Annotated in this window: 18 protein-coding genes and 1 pseudogene; 7 read left to right on the top strand and 12 right to left on the bottom strand. The window is 43.1% G+C overall.

What is annotated here, in order from left to right; genetic code table 11:
* Window positions 1-7 precede the first annotated feature (7 nt).
* Window positions 8-295, top strand: a complete 288-nt coding sequence (locus tag DU53_RS08070; protein WP_015868876.1) for an exodeoxyribonuclease VII small subunit — start codon at window positions 8-10, stop codon at window positions 293-295.
* A 15-nt stretch (window positions 296-310) separates the two neighbouring features.
* Here the strand turns inward: DU53_RS08070 and miaB are convergent.
* From miaB to DU53_RS08020, 10 genes and pseudogenes are all read right to left on the bottom strand, one after another.
* Window positions 311-1634: pseudogene (gene miaB, locus DU53_RS08065) on the bottom strand (tRNA (N6-isopentenyl adenosine(37)-C2)-methylthiotransferase MiaB).
* 85 nt (window positions 1635-1719) lie between these two features.
* Window positions 1720-2547 (bottom strand): 30S ribosomal protein S2, encoded by an 828-nt coding sequence (gene rpsB, locus DU53_RS08060; protein ID WP_015868874.1) that lies wholly within the window; start codon window positions 2545-2547, stop codon window positions 1720-1722.
* Between the two features lie 95 nt (window positions 2548-2642).
* Window positions 2643-2993: a ribosome silencing factor gene (gene rsfS, locus DU53_RS08055; protein WP_015868873.1), complete on the bottom strand. Its 351-nt coding sequence runs from the start codon at window positions 2991-2993 to the stop codon at window positions 2643-2645.
* A 33-nt stretch (window positions 2994-3026) separates the two neighbouring features.
* The gene (glmS, locus tag DU53_RS08050; RefSeq protein WP_015868872.1) at window positions 3027-4853 is read right to left on the bottom strand and encodes a glutamine--fructose-6-phosphate transaminase (isomerizing); all 1827 of its coding nucleotides are present in this window, start codon (window positions 4851-4853) and stop codon (window positions 3027-3029) included.
* A 2-nt stretch (window positions 4854-4855) separates the two neighbouring features.
* The gene (gene plsX / locus DU53_RS08045) at window positions 4856-5848 is read right to left on the bottom strand and encodes a phosphate acyltransferase PlsX (protein WP_193334264.1); all 993 of its coding nucleotides are present in this window, start codon (window positions 5846-5848) and stop codon (window positions 4856-4858) included.
* Between the two features lie 11 nt (window positions 5849-5859).
* A complete protein-coding gene (gene rpmF / locus DU53_RS08040; RefSeq protein WP_015868870.1) occupies window positions 5860-6042 on the bottom strand; it encodes a 50S ribosomal protein L32 in 183 nt (60 codons plus the stop codon).
* A 2-nt stretch (window positions 6043-6044) separates the two neighbouring features.
* Window positions 6045-6602 carry a DUF177 domain-containing protein gene (locus DU53_RS08035; protein ID WP_015868869.1) on the bottom strand — a complete coding sequence of 186 codons (558 nt, stop codon included), beginning with the start codon at window positions 6600-6602 and terminating at the stop codon, window positions 6045-6047.
* A 71-nt stretch (window positions 6603-6673) separates the two neighbouring features.
* The gene (locus tag DU53_RS08030; RefSeq protein WP_015868868.1) at window positions 6674-7363 is read right to left on the bottom strand and encodes an ABC transporter ATP-binding protein; all 690 of its coding nucleotides are present in this window, start codon (window positions 7361-7363) and stop codon (window positions 6674-6676) included.
* Entirely contained in the window at window positions 7347-8096 is a 750-nt protein-coding gene (locus DU53_RS08025) for an ABC transporter permease (protein ID WP_015868867.1), read from the bottom strand. Before DU53_RS08025 ends, DU53_RS08030 begins: the two co-directional genes overlap by 17 nt.
* Window positions 8086-9021, bottom strand: coding sequence for an ABC transporter substrate-binding protein (locus tag DU53_RS08020; protein ID WP_015868866.1), 936 nt, complete (start codon window positions 9019-9021; stop codon window positions 8086-8088). Before DU53_RS08020 ends, DU53_RS08025 begins: the two co-directional genes overlap by 11 nt.
* 198 nt (window positions 9022-9219) lie before the next feature.
* Here DU53_RS08020 and rimP point away from each other — a divergent pair, with 198 nt between their 5' ends.
* The 3 genes from rimP to DU53_RS08005 all read left to right on the top strand — a co-directional run bounded on the left by rimP (window position 9220) and on the right by DU53_RS08005 (window position 11316).
* Window positions 9220-9723: a ribosome maturation factor RimP gene (gene rimP / locus DU53_RS08015; protein WP_015868865.1), complete on the top strand. Its 504-nt coding sequence runs from the start codon at window positions 9220-9222 to the stop codon at window positions 9721-9723.
* 18 nt (window positions 9724-9741) lie between these two features.
* Window positions 9742-10770 carry a transcription termination factor NusA gene (gene nusA, locus DU53_RS08010; protein WP_015868864.1) on the top strand — a complete coding sequence of 343 codons (1029 nt, stop codon included), beginning with the start codon at window positions 9742-9744 and terminating at the stop codon, window positions 10768-10770.
* A 99-nt stretch (window positions 10771-10869) separates the two neighbouring features.
* Window positions 10870-11316, top strand: a complete 447-nt coding sequence (locus tag DU53_RS08005; RefSeq protein WP_015868863.1) for a Fur family transcriptional regulator — start codon at window positions 10870-10872, stop codon at window positions 11314-11316.
* Here the strand turns inward: DU53_RS08005 and DU53_RS08000 are convergent.
* Together DU53_RS08000 and DU53_RS07995 are read right to left on the bottom strand one after the other, a co-directional pair.
* Window positions 11268-12629: a ComEC/Rec2 family competence protein gene (locus tag DU53_RS08000; protein ID WP_015868862.1), complete on the bottom strand. Its 1362-nt coding sequence runs from the start codon at window positions 12627-12629 to the stop codon at window positions 11268-11270. The genes DU53_RS08005 and DU53_RS08000 overlap by 49 nt on opposite strands.
* An 18-nt stretch (window positions 12630-12647) precedes the next feature.
* Window positions 12648-13850 (bottom strand): 2,3-bisphosphoglycerate-independent phosphoglycerate mutase, encoded by a 1203-nt coding sequence (locus DU53_RS07995; RefSeq protein WP_015868861.1) that lies wholly within the window; start codon window positions 13848-13850, stop codon window positions 12648-12650.
* 100 nt (window positions 13851-13950) lie between these two features.
* Here DU53_RS07995 and DU53_RS07990 point away from each other — a divergent pair, with 100 nt between their 5' ends.
* From DU53_RS07990 to DU53_RS07980, 3 genes are read left to right on the top strand one after another with little or no spacing between them, the layout of a single operon-like run.
* Window positions 13951-15015: a polysaccharide pyruvyl transferase family protein gene (locus tag DU53_RS07990; RefSeq protein ID WP_015868860.1), complete on the top strand. Its 1065-nt coding sequence runs from the start codon at window positions 13951-13953 to the stop codon at window positions 15013-15015.
* A gap of 19 nt (window positions 15016-15034) precedes the next feature.
* Window positions 15035-16150, top strand: coding sequence for an iron-containing alcohol dehydrogenase family protein (locus DU53_RS07985; RefSeq protein WP_015868859.1), 1116 nt, complete (start codon window positions 15035-15037; stop codon window positions 16148-16150).
* Window positions 16132-17313, top strand: coding sequence for a class I SAM-dependent rRNA methyltransferase (locus DU53_RS07980; RefSeq protein WP_015868858.1), 1182 nt, complete (start codon window positions 16132-16134; stop codon window positions 17311-17313). Before DU53_RS07985 ends, DU53_RS07980 begins: the two co-directional genes overlap by 19 nt.
* The last annotated feature ends 23 nt before the right edge of the window (window positions 17314-17336 follow it).

Below are 17336 nucleotides of genomic sequence, written 5' to 3'. Positions count from 1 at the left end.
AAATAACATGCTTCCGCAGGATATAAATGAACTTGACCTGAAAGGATTCAAAGATTTTCTGGAAACCCTCACGGAAGAAGAAATGAAAGAACTTCGCTTCTCAGAAGCCATGCTTCTGGTTGAAAAAATCTCCGACCTTTTTGACTCAATGCGTGATGAGATAGATATAGAAGACGCCATTGAGCTCTATGAAAGGGGAATGGAACTTTTAATGCTCTGCAGGGAAAAACTTGCTGTGGTACAAAACAAAAAAGCTGAGATCGATAAGAAATACCACGATCTCATGAACGGATAAATCTATTTACTTTTGTTATTTTTTAGTTATGAGCTCATTTTCAACAAGCTGGCCATAAAGAGGGCCGGCTGTTGTCTTTTCAATGGTTATTTTCGCTTTTGAACCTATCAACTCTTCAGAACCGTGGAAGAAAACGATTTTGTTGTTGATCGTTCTACCATAAAGCATCCCATCTTTGTGTTTGGCTTCGACGATTATTTCGACTGTTTTCCCGATATACTCCGAATTGATTTTTCTATTCAAACATTTTTGAAGCTCCAGAAGCTCCTGAAGTCTTCTCACCTTAATTTCATAAGGAACGTCATCTTTCATATACTTCGCTGATATCGTTCCCTCCCGTGGGGAATAGATTGCCAGGTTAACCCTTTCGAAAATAACCTCTTCAAGCAGCGATTTGGTCTGGAGATAATCGTCTTCACTTTCGCCCGGAAAGCCGACAATGATATCGGTGCTTATTGAAGCATCGGGTACCTTTGTCCTGATCCTGCGGATAAGATCTAGATACTCTTCACGTGTGTAACCTCTATTCATTGCTTTCAGTATTCTATTACTCCCGGATTGTATTGGTAAATGAATAGAACGCGAGACACGTTTGGAGGTTGCTATAACATCGATCAACTCGTCGCTGAAATCTTTCGGGTAAGATGTCAGATACCAGATTCTTTCTATCTGCTCTATCTTGAGGGTCTCTCTTATCAACTTCGCAAGGGTGCTGCCATCAGCAAGATCTTTGCCGTAAGAATCCACATTTTGCCCTAGATATGTTACCTCTCTATAGCCCTTTGAGGCGAGCCTTTTGACTTCATTGAGTATGTCTTCCATGGACCTGCTTTTTTCTCTCCCTCTAGTATAAGGAACGATACAATACGAACAAAATTTGTTGCAGCCATAGATTATCGTCACCCAAGCATGATGACGACTAGTTCTTAATCGTGGGGTGCTTGAATTAATTTCGTCTATGAAATCCGATAACTCGACAAAGCGCTCTCCCTTAATAGCTCTCTCCAAAAATTCATTAACCCTTGATATACTTCGAGTCCCGAAGACAAAGTTCACCTCTTCGCGCTTCAAAAGGGCCTCTTTTTCTTTCTCGGCCACACAACCGGAAACGCCGATTATCAGGTTCCTGTTTTTCTTCTTCAGGGATCTCAGTCTTCCAAGTTTTCCATAAAGTTTTTTCTTCGGCCTTCTCTCTAACCGCACAGGTGTTAACGATAACAACATCAGCTTCTTCTTCATTATCGACAATCACATACCCATTCGATTTGAGAATGCCGGCCATAGTTTCCGTATCGTTCACATTCATTTGGCATCCAAAGGTTCTGAAAGCTATTTTCATCGTGATATCACCTCTATGTGTTTTTTCAACCGTTACAAAAAAGCGACGGCATCCACGCCGTCGCTTTTACCATCTTCAGAAATCCTCAGAGTTCTTCTTTGCTATTTTGCGTTTCATCATCGGAAGCCTCCGAAACCTCGACCTCAACGACCTTTTCTTCTTCAACGCTTTTTTCTTCTGGTTCTTCTTTTGTCTCTTCGACAACCTCGGCAGCTTCCTCTGAGAGGTTCATACCTTCCCGGCCTTCAAGAATCGCATCGGCTATGGTTCGGGTGATAAGCTGAATAGCCCTGATAGCGTCATCGTTGCCTGGCACCAGATAATCAAGAACATCCGGGTCGCAGTTGGTATCAGCTATCCCGATTACTGTTATCCCAAGCTTGTTGGCCTCAGCGACAGCGATTTCCTCTTTTTTCGGGTCAACAACATAGATAACGTCAGGAATTCGTTCCATATCTTTGACACCATTAAGATTCTTTCTCAGTTTTTCTAACTTCTTCCTGATCCTGCTTTGCTCCTTTTTGGGAAGTGCATCAAGTTCTCCGCTAATTTCCATCTCTTCGTACTGCTTCAAAACCTCTATTCTCTTTCTTATGGTTGTGAAATTGGTGAGAAGCCCACCGAGCCAGCGGTTGTTTACGTACGCCGCACCACAACGTTTGGCTTCATTCTCGATGATCTGCTGAGCCTGGCGCTTGGTTCCAACAAACATAAACGTAGCCCCTTCACGGGCTCTTTCTCTAACGTAGTCATAAGTCTGGTCGAGAAGCTTCAGGGTTTTCTGCAAGTCAATGATATAAATGCCCTTTCTCTCGCCATAGATGTAGGGTTTCATCTTCGGATTCCATCTTCTGGTCCTGTGCCCAAAATGGACACCTGCTTCCAGAAGCTGTTTCATCGTTACAACTGCCACAAAAACACCTCCACTTTTGGTTTTCTCCCTCCGACCCCGGCTGATCGACCCTTAGGCACCGAGACCAGCCAATTATCGGTCGTGTGAATTGAAACTCACAAAGAGATTATTTCTTCAACATCATACCGTTTAGCATTCAACCAGAGATCTTCAAGTGCGTAAAATTCCCTTCCTCTATTGCTAAAGATGTGCACGATAAAATAACCACAATCTATTACCATCCAATCATAGCCTTTACCCTTATCGTAATAAATTACAGGAACGTTATGTTTTTCTAAGAAATCGAGTATTCCATCTCTCAACGCTTCCATATGCGGATCGGAGTTAGCGGTCGCTATTACAAAATAACTCGTAAGGTTAGAGACTTCAGAAACGTCCAAAAGAACGATATCCGCTGCCTCCTTGTCATAAAGAATCTTTACAATCTCTCTTATATTCCCGTCCAAAAGGTCACCTCCCGATTTGTTGGGTTATGTTTTTTATTCAACGGTTACGCTTTTCGCGAGATTCCTCGGCTTATCCGGATCATGGCCGCGCATAACAGCAACATGATAAGCAAACAACTGTAGATAGGGCGACATAACAAGCGGATACAACGGCTCTGATACCTTCGGAACCTCAATTCTGCTATTAACTATACGCGCAACCGCCTGGTCGCCTTCAGTACAAATCGCTACCACTTTGGCGTCGCGCGCACGGGTCTCCATTATGTTTGAAAGGGTTTTAGTTTTCAACGAATCATCAGGAACAATTGCAAACACCGGAAACTTCCTATCTAAAAGCGCGATAGGCCCGTGTTTCAGCTCACCAGCCTGATAAGCTGATGCATGGATGTAACTTATCTCTTTGAGTTTCAACGCGCCTTCAAGTGCACTCGGATAACCGTATCCACGCCCTATGTACATGAAATGAATGTAATCGAAGTACTCCTTCGCCAGTTCCCGGGTCAGGTCATTTGAAGTAGCGAGAATGCTTTCAAATATCGTTGGCATACCTTCGATTTCATTTACTATCTGCATCAGCTTTTTATCCCCGAAACCTCGGAGCTGGGCGATATAACTGGCTATCAATAACAAAACTGTCAATTGAGAAACATAGGTTTTCGTTGCGGCGACGCCTATTTCAGGTCCCGCGTTGAGATAAACAACAGCATGACTTTCACGAGAAATCGTTGAACCAACAACATTCGTCACCGCGATTATCGTAGCACCTCTAGCCTTTGCGATTCTAATCCCTTCAAGGGTATCAGCTGTTTCTCCCGATTGGGATATAGCGACAACGATGGTATCTTCATCGAATTTTATCTTTCTATATCTGAACTCTGAAGCCACATCGATCTCAACATTCAACGCCGCATATTCTTCAAGAAATCTCTTGAAAACGAGCCCGGCATGATAACTGGTGCCACAGGCAACTACCTGCACATTACGGGTGGTTTTGAGTTTATCGGCTATCGATTCCAGTTCCGCTATAATTGTTTTCCCGTTCTTTACTCTTCCGGTTATGGCATTTCTGATAACCTGTGGTTCTTCAAAGATCTCTTTCAACATAAAATGAGGATATCCGCCTTTCTCCGCAGCATCCTCCGTCCAATTTATATGAGTTAAAGGTCTGGAAACACGTGTGCCATCAGTCCTGAAAATTTTGACCTCGCCTGCACTCAGAAGTGCCACATCTCCATCCTCTATGAAATAAACATCCCGTATGTAATGTAGCAATGGAGTAACATCGGATGCGAGGTATGCACCATCGCCATTCGCACCAACAACAAGAGGACTTCCCTTTCGTGCGGCAACAATTCTATCCGGAACGTCCACATGAACCACCGCTATGGCATAAGCACCCTCAAGGTCCACAAGCGCATGTCTGACGGCATCAAGGAGAGACCCATTAAAATGCTCCTCTATAAGGTGTGCAATAACCTCCGTATCCGTATCAGATTTGAAAACGTGCCCTTTTCTCTGAAGCCTTGCTTTTAATTCCGTATGATTTTCTATAATCCCATTATGAACCACAGCAAGTTTGCCGGAGCAGTCTATATGTGGATGAGCGTTTACATCAGATGGGATCCCGTGTGTGGCCCAGCGCGTATGTGCTATCCCAATAGGTATCTTATTTTTGTTTTCCTTTCCAAGTTTCTCCTCAAGAGCAGCTATCCTTCCAACGGCTTTCCTTATAATAAGTTCCCCGTTTTCAACATAAGCCACACCTGAAGAATCGTATCCTCTGTATTCGAGTTTCTTAAGCCCCTTCATGAGTTGCTCCAGGTAGAACTCTCTACCAACTATCCCAACTATCCCGCACACACCTATTCACTCCCAAATCGTGCTTCCAACTTCTCCACGAGTCTGCCTTTGACACCGTTACAAGCCACTTTTATGGCATTTGAAATCGCCAGCGCATCAGAATTCCCGTGTGCTTTTACCACAACACCCTTGACCCCGAGAATAAATGCTCCCCCATAGATCCTCGGATCCAGGCTCTTCTTCAAATTATTGAAAGCCCCCTTCAGAAGCAATCCTCCAAGCAGCCCCAATATTCCAGCCTGTTTTATATGCATCTTAAGAAGATCCCCTATGAATTTGGCGGTTCCTTCTATTGTCTTCATAGCAACATTTCCCTTAAACCCATCGGTTACCACAACATCCACATTACCATAAAGGATGTCTCTTCCTTCAACGTTTCCAACGAAGGTTTCACCTAAAGCTTCTTTTATCATTCCAAAGGCTTCTTTTACTAACTCCGTGCCCTTTTCCTCTTCCTCACCAACGTTCAATAACCCTACCAGTGGGGACTCCTTCCCGAGAATTCTTGCATATTCGAACCCCATCTTAGCAAAATCTCTCAGATGCCCCGGTCGAACCTCAAGATTCGCGCCACAATCCAGGAGCACAGTAAAACCTCTTTTGCTGGATATGGGAACAGCAATGGCCCCTCTCTCGATTCCCTTAATCCTGCCCACAACAAAAAGGCCGGCCACAAGAACCCCACCGGTGTTTCCAGCGGATACCATGGCATCGACTTCGTTCTTCTTGACAAGTTCAGCAGTTTTGAAAAGTGATGAATTCCTCTTTCTCAACAATTGGGATGGTTTTTCGGCCATTCCAAAAACGTCCGGAGCATCATAGATACTCAAGCGTTCGCTGGCAAAACCTCTTTTCTCCAACAATCTATTAATCTCATCTTTTTTGCCTACCAGCGTAATCTCAAGATCTTTCAGCCCCTTCAAAGCTAAAATGGCGCCATCGATGTTTACATCGGGCGCCAGATCTCCACCATATACATCCAGGGCTATTTTTATCCCTGACATATTCATTCACCTATTTCAAGTATTTGTTTGCCTCCATAGTATCCGCAGTGCAGACAAACTCTATGAGGTTCCTTTGGTTCGCCACAATTCGGGCAAACAGAAACAGCGACCTTTATAGGCCTATAGATCTTCACACGCTTATGATGTGTCCTGGAGCGCGAACGCTTTTGCTTGGGTACAGCCACTTTTATCCCTCCCAGTCAGAATTATTATCAACAATATTCTTTTTCAATTCACCAAGAAGCGAGTGCCACTTATCACTCGGTTCTTCCTTACCTTCACAGAAATGATCCGGATTTTCGTTCAAATCAACTCCACAAACTGGGCAGAGCCCTCTACAGTCTTCCACACAAAGAACCTTCTGCGGTATCTCCACTATTATAGCCTCAATGACTCGATCTGACAAGTCTAATACTTCCTCTTTTAACGGCAAAGTGTTTTCAAGATTATCTACCGGGCCATCTTTTATTTCTTTTATGTACTTATTAAAAGGTATATATACCGCTTCAAGTGTTCCATTTATTGGTACTTCGACATCCTTCAAGCACCGTGCGCACTTGTCAATCACCACTGTTTGGATATCACCAGTCAGTACAACTGAATCCCTGGTCTTATAAAGAACTGCATGCACCACTATCTGCGTGCTACATTTGATTTCAGCAAAAGGATTATCAAAAGCCACATCGATCTCTTTTCTCGATTCAAAGGAATTCAAGTCTATTAAAAGTTCCGTCACTTTCACCATTGTCTTTCTCCCTCTTTTCAAATCTTCAGCGTTGCAATGCTACAACAACGGGGTTGCGTTTATTAGACGTTTTATTGAACAAAATCCGACACTTTCCTTAGCGAATCGAGCAGTTTCTTTGAAATTCTGGCATTTTCTTCAAAGGTTCTTCCACCTGGATCCCCGAGTTCAAATTCTTGAAGCCTTTTGAACCCCTTCGAAGATACCACAACCCTGGTGGACAGCTCAGCAGCTTCAAGCGGGTCGTGGGTAACCATGATTATTGTTAAATTCACTTCCTTCCAGAGCGAGGCAATTAATTCCATCATCTTTTCCCTGGTTACCACATCTAAAGAAGAAAAAGGTTCATCCAGAAACAAAATTTCAGGATTATAGCTCAGGGCACGCGCAAGATTAACCCTCTTTGCCATTCCACCGCTCAATTCGCCGGGATACTTGTACAGCGCATCTGCAAGCTCAACCCTTTTCAACATCTTTTTCGCTCTTTCTTCGGAAGACACCAGAGAAACATTGTACAAAACATTTTTCCACGGAATCAGCCTATCATCCTGAAAAACAAAACCTATCCTCGAGCGATTCGTTGCAATCCTCCCGGAATCAGGCTTTAGAATCCCGGCCAGTAACCTCAAGAGGGTCGTTTTACCGCATCCCGAGCTCCCTAGTACGGATAAAAATTCCCCCTCAGTAACGGAGAGGTACAAATTCTGAATCACTTGATTATTCCCGAAAGACTTTGATACACCTTCAGCTTTTATCAACATACCTAAAAGTCCTTTTCGCAAACTGATCGAGCATCTTCTCGCTCAATATCCCGAGAATCACCAGAACAAGGGTATAAGCAAAGACATCAGTGGTTTCAAGGTACGATTTAGCGTCGAATATTTTCCTTCCTATACCGGTAGTTCCTACCATAAATTCAGCCACAGCAACGGATTTCCACATAACACCAACACTTATTCTCAAAGACGAAGCTATAAACGGTAAGGTCGACCCGAAATAAATGTCCTTAAAAATACGTGATTTACTGACCGAAAAAACCTTTGCCATTTCAACGAGCTTGACATCTACGTTACGTACACCCTCAACAATATTCAATGTGATAATCGGAAAAAGTGTGAGAAAAACTATGTACACAGGTGACCTGAAACCAATACCCCACCACAACACCGCTAAAGCCAGCCACGATACGATTGGAACAGACTGCATGACAATCACCAGGGGCCTAAAAAGCGTATATATCGTCCTGGAGAGCCCCATGGAAAAACCAGCGAGCACGCCAGCGATAAGAGCTAGAGCCAAACCAAGAACTGCCTTTGAAAAGGTTGTGAAAACCGTGAGATAAAACTCAAGGTTCGTGCACAGTTCTCCCAGCCTTTTGAAGGTTGTAATTGGTCCTGGAAGCAAAAGGGAATTGCCTACCGCGAGGTATGCAAGCTCCCAGATCCCAAGAATTATCAATATAGCTGCAAACAGGCCAAGTTGACTATTTCTCATAGAAAAACTCGTCAAAATTTAAATCACCAACTAAAGATTCATCAAGTTCTCTTAACGTTTCCAGATAGGAAACCACTTCATCTTTTATTTCAGAAGCTGCTTTGAATTCGTAGTCTATTCCTGAAAAGGACTTCTTCAATATTGGAACGGGAAATCCACCCATCGCTTCGGAAACAATCGACGCGGTGAGCTCCAGATCCTGAAGAGAAAGGGTCAAAGATTGTTTATAAAGAAGAAGGAATAGATCAACAACGGTTGGGTCCACATCTTTTCTAACAAAGATCCCGGAACTCGGTATCGGACCATTTCCAGGGCTCAGAATTCTCCACAATTCATCGATACTCATGGATTTAATAGACCCCTTCACCTTGGCCTGGGCTAAAGAAGCGAAAGGTTCAGGAAGCAAAAGTATATCGGCTTTTCCGGCAGCGAATAATTGCAACGCTTCTGGTCCCGCCACATAAACGATCCTAATGTCCTTATTCACCTCATACCCCAGTTTTTCAAGTACACCACGCAGTATAACATCCGCCGTTTGTCCGGGGGCATGAAGCGTGTAAACAGCCTTTCCCAATAGATCTTCAACACCTTCAATAGGCTCATTACGGGAAACAAAATAAAAACCGCCCCACATGGAAACTGCCGCGAGTTTTATCGGAACACCCTCTGCAGCAAGTTTTGCACCGATAGTGACGGGAAGAAGAGCAAAATCGGCTTTTCCACTTATCACGAGTGCTAAAGCCTGATCAACGGTTTTCCAGAACTCAATGGAAAAGCCTTCAGCGATCGTCTTTCCGTCTGGAGAATCATGTATCAAACGTGCTATTGGAACGAGCGTTGGTCCAATAGGGTTTATATAGAGATAGTTACCAAAGCCTATAACAACCATCACAATAACCAGAAGCGTCACCATCAGTTGTTTCATCGTACCACCTCCTTCAAATAAATTATACACCAGAAAGGAAAACCATCACACCGTGTTAGCTGCGGATTATCCCGGGAAAAGCAGCCGGAGGATAAGCTCTAACAACTATCTATAAATTCAGATACATTTCGCTTGACTGATAACCAGGAAATGTATATAATTAAATTAGTGAATACTCCCTAAGGGAGAGGGCTGTTTGTGCCCTCTATTTTTATTAGTATGGAAGTGGTGGATGGGATGTATGAGCTAACGGAAAAATTGAGGAAGCTAGCTGAAGAAGTGGCAGAAGAGTTGGGATACGAGATATACAAACTGACCTTTGGTAAGGGAAGAAGAAGAGCGGTTCTGACAGTTGCGATAGATAAAGAAGACGGTTATATTTCGATCTCAGATTGCGAAAATTTCTCTCGCGCATTCGAAAAGAAGCTTGACGAAACCGAAATAATAAGCTCTTCTTACAATCTGGTGATTGAATCACCAGGTGCTGAAAGGGAACTCAGAAAACCCGGGGATTTCATGAGATTCACCGGTAAATCCGTAAAGATCGTGTTAAAAGAACCTCTGGAAAACCGTTCTGTGCTTGTAGGCCAGCTAATTAATGCCAATGAAGACCTCGTGACCATAATCGAGGCTGACAGCAACAGGACATTTGAAGTTGAATACAGAATGATAAAGAAAGCAAATTTGAGACTTGAACGGTAATCTTGGGAGGTGCAGAAGATGAATCTCAATCTTCTGGAAGCGCTGGAACAACTTGAAGAAGAAAAAAATATTAAAAAAGACGAAGTTATCAGTATTCTTGAAAAAGCACTCCAGAGCGCTTATAGAAAAAACTTTGGCACCGAAAATGAGGTTGAAGTTAGGATAGACCGTCTCACCGGTGATATCGCCATATATGAAAAATTAAAGGTTGTTGACGAAGTTGAGAACCCTTATCGTGAGATCACTCTTTCAGAAGCTAAGAAGATAGATTCTGATGCTGAGATCGATGGTTATGTCTACAGAAAGCTCAATATAAAGAAATTCAAGAGAATAGCCGCTCAAACGGCCAGACAGGTTTTGATTCAGAAAATTCGGGAAATGGAGAAGGAAAATCTTTTCCAGACGTATTCTGCACTTAAAGGTTCCGTCACCACAGCAGAAATACTCAGAGTAACCGAAAACTGGGCTGACATAAGAATAGGAAAACTTGAATCAAGGCTTCCTACCCGCGAAATGATTCCCGGCGAGAGGCTCAGGGCAGGCAGTTTTATAAAGGTATTCGTAGTAGATGTCGTCAGAACAACGAAAGGTCCAAAGATTCTCGTTACCAGAAAAGGGACAGAGTTCGTAGTGGAGTTGTTAAAACTCCAGGTTCCAGAAATCGAGAGCGGTGATGTGGTGGTTAAAGCCGTCGCAAGGGAAGAAGGTATCAGGACAAAGGTTGCCGTTGCATCTACCAATCCCAAAGTAGATCCCATAGGAGCCTGCATTGGTGAAGGCGGGGTCAGAATCGCAGAGGTTCTGCGCGAAATAAGGCCTGAGAAGGTTGACATATTAAAATGGAGCGACGATCCGGCAGAATTCGTCGGTAATGCAATAGCTCCAGCCACAGCCGTGGAGGTTAAAATAGTCAGTTCCGCAAACCGTGAGGCCGTTGTCTATGTTTCTCCCACACAGCTCTCACTCGCAATTGGAAAAGGTGGTCAAAATGCCAGGCTTGCAGCAAAATTAACCGGCTGGAAGGTTGACATCAAACCTTTGATGTAGATATTTTGTAACATATTACCTACTCTCTGTAAATGAACTCATGTAAAATGAATCTGATGATCCTTATTCACCAACAGTTTTGGCAGGGAGGTTTTGAAAGTGAAGCAAGACATTCTTAGAAGTGAGTTGCGCAAGAGAAAACAAAGAATGACCGCCCAAAGAGAGTTGATATTGAAAGCTTTCATGGAATCCGGAGAAGAACATATGAGCGCCGAGGAAGTCTACAGAAAGGTGCTTGAAAGAAGGCTTCGAATAAGTAAGGCTACGGTTTACAGAACGGTGGAACTTTTAACGGAGGTAGGCCTTCTCAGAAAAATCGTTTTTCGTGATGGTGTGGTTCGTTACGAGCTCGTCGATAAAGGTGAACATCATCACCACCACCTGGTATGTAACAGCTGCGGTAAGGTTATCGAATTTCCGGAAGATCTTCTCGATGGTCTTGAGAATCTCATAGAGGAAAAAACCGGTTTCAAAATAACCGACCACCAACTTAAGTTTTACGGGCTTTGCTCTGAATGCCAGAAGAGTATTGCAAACAAAGAATAAGAGACTAACAACGCCACAAAATAAGACCACGGAAAAGGTACAGTTACTATCAGTCCAAGCTCTGAAATTTTGTGAAGCCCTTTTTCAAAAAACAAAGACAGAAAATTTACCCCCTTTGCTGTTATGATTGCAAGGGGGATTATTTTTAGTGATGAAAAAACGATGGTCAAAATCAGACCGACGAATATCGGGAAAACAAAAAAAGGTACCATGACGATTGTTAATGGAATAGTCAAAAGAGGTACAGCTTCAAAAGTCACCACAGTCAAAGGAAATACTGCTATTTGTGCGGCAATGCTTACCGATACCATCCCCTTAAAGAGCCCCGAATTCCCTGCCATAAGTATGGGAAGCAAAATGAGAATCCCGGCGGTAGCTACAAAACTAAGTTGAAAAGCGACCGAAGCTATTATTATTGGAGAATGAACCAGCATCAGAATACCAGCAAATCCGAGAATGTTCAAGGGATGTTGAGGATAATCCAAACAGGCAAAAAAACTGTACAGTGCGAAAACAAGGAATGCCCTTGTCGCTGAAATCGATGGTCCTGTTGACAATATATAAAGTAAAAGCAGGAGCACAACGGTAAGTAGCCTAAACCTTTTTGGCAACAAAAACACTGCAAGAAGCATTTCCGTTATAAGATAAAAAATTCCCACATGCATTCCCGAGACGGCAAAAATATGCGAGAGACCGAGATCATTTATAGCCTTCCTTAGACCATAGGAGAGCTTGCTCTTATTCCCAAGAAACAAAGCGAAAGGAATCGCCGAATTAATCCCTGCCCCTGTTAGTCTGCGTTCAAAGTATTCTCTGGTGTTACCGGCAAGTCTATCCACAGGCCCAAACGAAGGTGCAACTCCGAAAATCTCAGCGGTGATTTCATAGAAAGGATACCTATTGACCTTACGAAGCTCTCCGGCAACCCAGATAACCTGCCTGTCTTCCGGTGCTTTTTGATAATTTCTCAACTTCGGCAATTTTATTTTTACAGGTATGCGAAGTTTCTTCCATGAACCTTCTTCGAGCATATATCCAGAAGAGGCTACGACACTTCTCTCCCATTCAACCTTCTCCACGATTCCAACGTATTCAACCTGCGAATTCTCTAAAACCGGGAAAGTACTGTATCCAAGAAGTATACCAAATAACCAAAACACGGAAATAAAAACAACCAGCCTATTTTTTCGGGTAATAAAAAGAAAAGCTACAAAAAGAAAAAAGAGCGCTGTGGTACTCCAGAGCGTAAAATGCATCGAAATTCCAGAAGATACCCCAAAAGCAAGTGAAAGAAAAAGGAAAAAAAGAGGCAAGGGAGGATACCTCCTCCCTTACGCTCCGTATTTTTCAAGTCTCATGGCATGGGCAAGCATCAATGGAATCTCATCAACCGCATATATGGTACCGATAACCCCACGCGCACACTCAAACTCATCGAACTTTTCACTGGCACCCGCACGAACGTATCCGGAATAAACCATAAATGGAACGGGATGCCAGCTGTGTGCTTTCATGGGTACGGGTGTCGAATGGTCACCCGTTACAACAAGAACATCAGGATTCAGAGCCAGAATTTCTGGAAGCAGATCATCAACCTCTTCAATAACGTGAACCTTCGATTCAAAGTTACCGTCTTCACCGTAAGAATCTGTCTTCTTTACATGAAAGAAGAAGAAATCATAATCGTTCCAGATCTCTTTGAGGGTTTCTACCTCATCTTTAATCGTTGTACCTGTCGCAACAACGTTCATGCCGACAAGTTTTGCCAGCCCTCTGTACATTGGGTATGTAGCTATAGCAGCAGCCCTTAACTTGTAAACCTCCTCAAAATTGGGGATCTGCGGGTACTTTGAGAATCCTCTCAAAAGAGCAAAATTCATTTTTTCTTCATCCTTCAAAATCTCCTTTACCCTCCTGAGAAATTCATTGACAACTCTGGCGGTTTTTTCTGCTTCCGGTACGAGGGCTTCAGCCCACACTATTGGAAGTCCCGTCTTTTGTGGGTCCGCATCGCAAATCCTTTCATCCAGCCCCTCACCAGTGAACTTAACAACAAATCTGTGTTCCTTACCGGGATAAAGCGATATCTCTATATCCTCTATTTTCTTTATTTCTTCCGCAAGTTTTTCTACAACCTTTGCACTTTCTTCCGTTGCCGGCCTTCCCGCTCTTCTATCAACAACGGTATCCCCATCGATGGTAGCAAAGTTAGCACGTGCCACAAGATCCTTTTCACCAACTTCGACGTCAGAACCAAGTGCTTCAAGAATGCCCCTTCCAATCTGATACTTTATCGGATCATATCCAAAAAGTCCGAGATGTCCCGGTCCACTCCCTGGTGTAACACCTGGAATTACCGGAACGGCCTGTCCAAGTTCAGATTTCTTCGCCAGCGCATCGAGATTTGGTGTACGAGCAGCCTGAAGAGGTGTCCTACCGTTCACAGGTAAATCTCCAACACCATCCATAACGAGCAAAACTATTTTTGTATCGTTCCTGGTTACCAGTTTGCTGATAAACTCCTGTCTATCCATCGTATCTCCTCCTTTTTTTGCTGTCAAATAAATTTTAGCACAGCATACGGTCTTCTTTCTCTATGTTAAAATATTGACGTTAACTCTTGGAGGGTTGAGCGTGAATACTTTAGAACGAAGCGGGATAATTCTGATGGGTTATTACGGTCATGACAACCTTGGTGATGATCTTTTATTACTTTCTACCCTGATGATCCTGAAAGAGGCTAATGTCAAAAATGAAATCTATATTCCGGCACCGAAAAATATAGAAAAGTTAAGAAAAAGCTTTCCGAAAGAATTGAAAATCAAGGTGATTCCAAGGTATAACCCTTATACCCTGGAACGTTATTTTCACCGCTCCTGCTGTACTATATTTGGGGGGGGTAATCTTTTTCAGGATGAAACGAGTACCAGAAGTTTTCTCTATTATCATTTCATTGCGAAGCGTACCTTAAAAAGAAAAAATTCGCTTGCGTTTTTATCACAGGGGTTTGGCCCTATTCACAAGCAGCGCAATAGAAAACACCTGAAAAAAATCTTAGGCAATGAGAGAAGCTATGGCGTGATTCGCGATAAGGTCTCTTACCGTTACGCAAGAAGATTTTCAAAGAATTATCAGATGGGAACCGATTACGGGCCTTACTACCTTTTAAAGAAAAAACTGATAACTCCCAATCACGAGAAAGATCCTGAACTGGCATTCACAGTCTTGAAATCAGGAACCTCTGCTTCAGAGGTTGTTGAAGCGCTAAAATATCTCGGGTACAGAAAGCTATGTGCGGTGGGATTTCACAATAGCCACGATTCGCAAAAGCAGATGGAACTTGAAGATTATGCTGTTAACAACGGAATGGAGATTATAAGGCCACCTCAGAATATAGATGGGGTTATGGAGCTACTGTCTAAAGCCTCAATCGTTGTGACCGAAAGGCTCCACGGAGCCATACTGGCCACAGTGCAGGGAACACCCTTTGTCTGGAAAAAGAACAGAAAAACCAACCGTTTTGTGAGTTCTCTGGTAAATGATTATTGTTTTAGTTTTAACAACAGTCTTGAGAGTATCGTCCTCGCAATAAACGGCGCTTTGAGGTATGATTTTGATAAGTTAAGGGCTACCTATCTAGAGAAATTAGATGAAACCGTTGACAGATCAATAAAACTCATAAATAAAATCCTGGATTGAACCGGGGGAGGTGAGTTCGATGTGGCATTATTATTTACCAACACATGTTTTTTTCGGTGAAACAGTTGTTGAGAAACATGGAAAAGTGGTGCAGGAATGCGGAGCAAAAGCTCTCATAGTTACCGGAAGGCGTTCTGCAAGGTTATCAGGAGCGTTGCACGACATTATAAAGGTTTTGACTGAATTGAAGATCCCTTACATACATTTTGATAGGGTGGAAGAAAACCCGTCCTTTGAAACGGTGAGAAAGGGCACCGAACTTCTGAGAAAAGAAAATTGTGATTTTGTCATCGCCATTGGTGGCGGAAGCCCATTAGATGCCGGGAAAGCTATGGCCATAATGGGTACCGATCCTGATCTTAAAGTGGAAGATCTTTACGATCGCGAGAGTTATCTTTTCTCACTGCCTGTTGTCGCAATCCCTACAACCTCTGGTACAGGAAGTGAAGTCACCCAGTATTCTGTTCTAACGGACGACGAAGGCAATAAGAAAGGCTTTGCCACACCTCATGCCTTCCCGATGTATTCCTTCCTCGACCCCCGCTACACGATAACAATGACCGAAGAAACTACCATAGCTACCGCTCTAGATGCCCTGTCCCATTCTATTGAAGGCGAACTGTTGAACAACGCCGTTAACCCTATCGTTAAAAACCATTCCAGGGTCACAAATGAACTCATCAAAAACAATCTGAAAAATGCAACAATCACCCCGGAAGATATCCCTGTAAGGTCTTTATTGCAATATGCCGCGATGCTTGCAGGAATAGTAATAGCTCACACAGGGACAACAGTGGTTCACGCCGCAGGATACCCTTTATCCAGTAAAAGAGGGATAAAACACGGCATAGCGAATGCCGTTTTTCTGGTAGAAGTGCTTCGAAAAGTCGAAGAATCAGATCCGGATAGAGTCAAAAATGCCATTGACCCCTTTGAGTCGCTGAACGAACTCGAAGCTTTCTTGAACTCTTTCGGGGTAAACGAATATAAGATAGAACTCTCAGACGATGAACTGGAAAGCTGGGCGGAAAAAGCTGCCAGAGCTCCACACAATGCAAGAACCCCGGGTGAGTTCGATGTCGAGTTTTATAGAAACCTCTATAAAAAGGTGAGAAAGTGCCAGAATACAGAGTAAAACTAAAAAAAGAAATAAAAAGACGAATTGCCTTCGGCCATCCCTGGATATACGAAAACGAGATAGCAGAAGAGCCTTCATGTGAAAACGGTTCTCTGGTCAAAGTATTCACTTACTCCGGTCAATTTGTGGGTAAAGGTTATTACAACAGGAATTCTCTGATACGCGTCAGGCTTTTGACCAGGAAGAATGTAAACATAGACAGAAAGTTTTTCAAAGACAAGATACAAAGGGCTTATTCACTCAGAACCCGCTGGCTCAAAGAAAAGGGAGCTTTCAGATTGATTTACAGTGAAGCTGATGGATTGCCCGGGCTTATAGTGGATAAATTCGCCGATTTTTTCGTTGTTCAGATCTCCACCCTCGGTATGAGTAAATTCAAAGAAACCATAGTGAACGTCCTGATTGAACTCTTTAATCCAAAAGGGATCTACGAAAAATCTGAGGGCAGCTTCATTGCCAAAGAAGGAATAGAACCCTATTCTGGATGGCTTTATGGAAACGGGCCAAATTTAATACCCTTTAAGCTACATGAAATCACCTTCCTTGCCGATCTACACGGACAAAAAACAGGGTTTTTTCTCGATCAGAGATTCAACGCTGAAAATCTGTCAGAGTTTTCCACAGACAGAAGGGTTCTCGATCTTTTCTCATACACCGGTAACTTCGCATTCCATTTATTGAAAGGTGGAGCACGGGAAGCGATCCTCGTTGATTATTCTGAACGCGCATTAGCGGTTGCTGAAGAGATAGCAAGGATAAACAGCTTCAAAGAAAAAATTCGAACGATAAACGCAAATTCCTTTGATTTTATAAGAAATGTGAAGATAGGGGAATTCGAGTTGATAGTCATCGACCCGCCAGCGATGTTGAAATCAGCAACCGCAAAGCACAACGCGCTAAGAGCCTATAAAGAACTCAACCTGAGAGCTATTCGTTCGTTGAAAGATGGAGGAATCCTTGCAACATCCTCTTGTACACAGCTCATTCGCGAATCCGAATGGCTCGAAAAGATAACGGAAGCATTCAAAGATTCAAAAAAGATTGGCAAACTACTGTTTTCAGCCGGGCAACCTTTCGATCATCCGGCTCTAACAAGTATGCACGAATCAAACTATCTAAAGTTTAGAAGCTATATTGTAAGCAGTGTTAGCGAATTTTGATTTACCTTGCTACAAATGATGTA

Source organism: Kosmotoga sp. DU53, assembly GCF_001639905.1.
In the GTDB taxonomy this organism is placed as follows: domain Bacteria; phylum Thermotogota; class Thermotogae; order Petrotogales; family Kosmotogaceae; genus Kosmotoga; species Kosmotoga olearia.
This window is presented reverse-complemented; position numbering and strand designations above follow the sequence as displayed.

What these genes read in the sequence shown, in the direction of transcription:
- DU53_RS08025 (WP_015868867.1), bottom strand. Translation starts at nt 8,096, where the DNA reads ATGAGAAATAGTCAACTTGGCCTGTTTGCAGCTATATTGATAATTCTT.
- DU53_RS07995 (WP_015868861.1), bottom strand. Translation starts at nt 13,850, where the DNA reads ATGGATAGACAGGAGTTTATCAGCAAACTGGTAACCAGGAACGATACA.
- nusA (WP_015868864.1), top strand. Translation starts at nt 9,742, where the DNA reads ATGAATCTCAATCTTCTGGAAGCGCTGGAACAACTTGAAGAAGAAAAA.
- DU53_RS08030 (WP_015868868.1), bottom strand. Translation starts at nt 7,363, where the DNA reads ATGTTGATAAAAGCTGAAGGTGTATCAAAGTCTTTCGGGAATAATCAA.
- DU53_RS08035 (WP_015868869.1), bottom strand. Translation starts at nt 6,602, where the DNA reads ATGGTGAAAGTGACGGAACTTTTAATAGACTTGAATTCCTTTGAATCG.
- DU53_RS08020 (WP_015868866.1), bottom strand. Translation starts at nt 9,021, where the DNA reads ATGAAACAACTGATGGTGACGCTTCTGGTTATTGTGATGGTTGTTATA.
- DU53_RS07985 (WP_015868859.1), top strand. Translation starts at nt 15,035, where the DNA reads ATGTGGCATTATTATTTACCAACACATGTTTTTTTCGGTGAAACAGTT.
- DU53_RS08070 (WP_015868876.1), top strand. Translation starts at nt 8, where the DNA reads ATGCTTCCGCAGGATATAAATGAACTTGACCTGAAAGGATTCAAAGAT.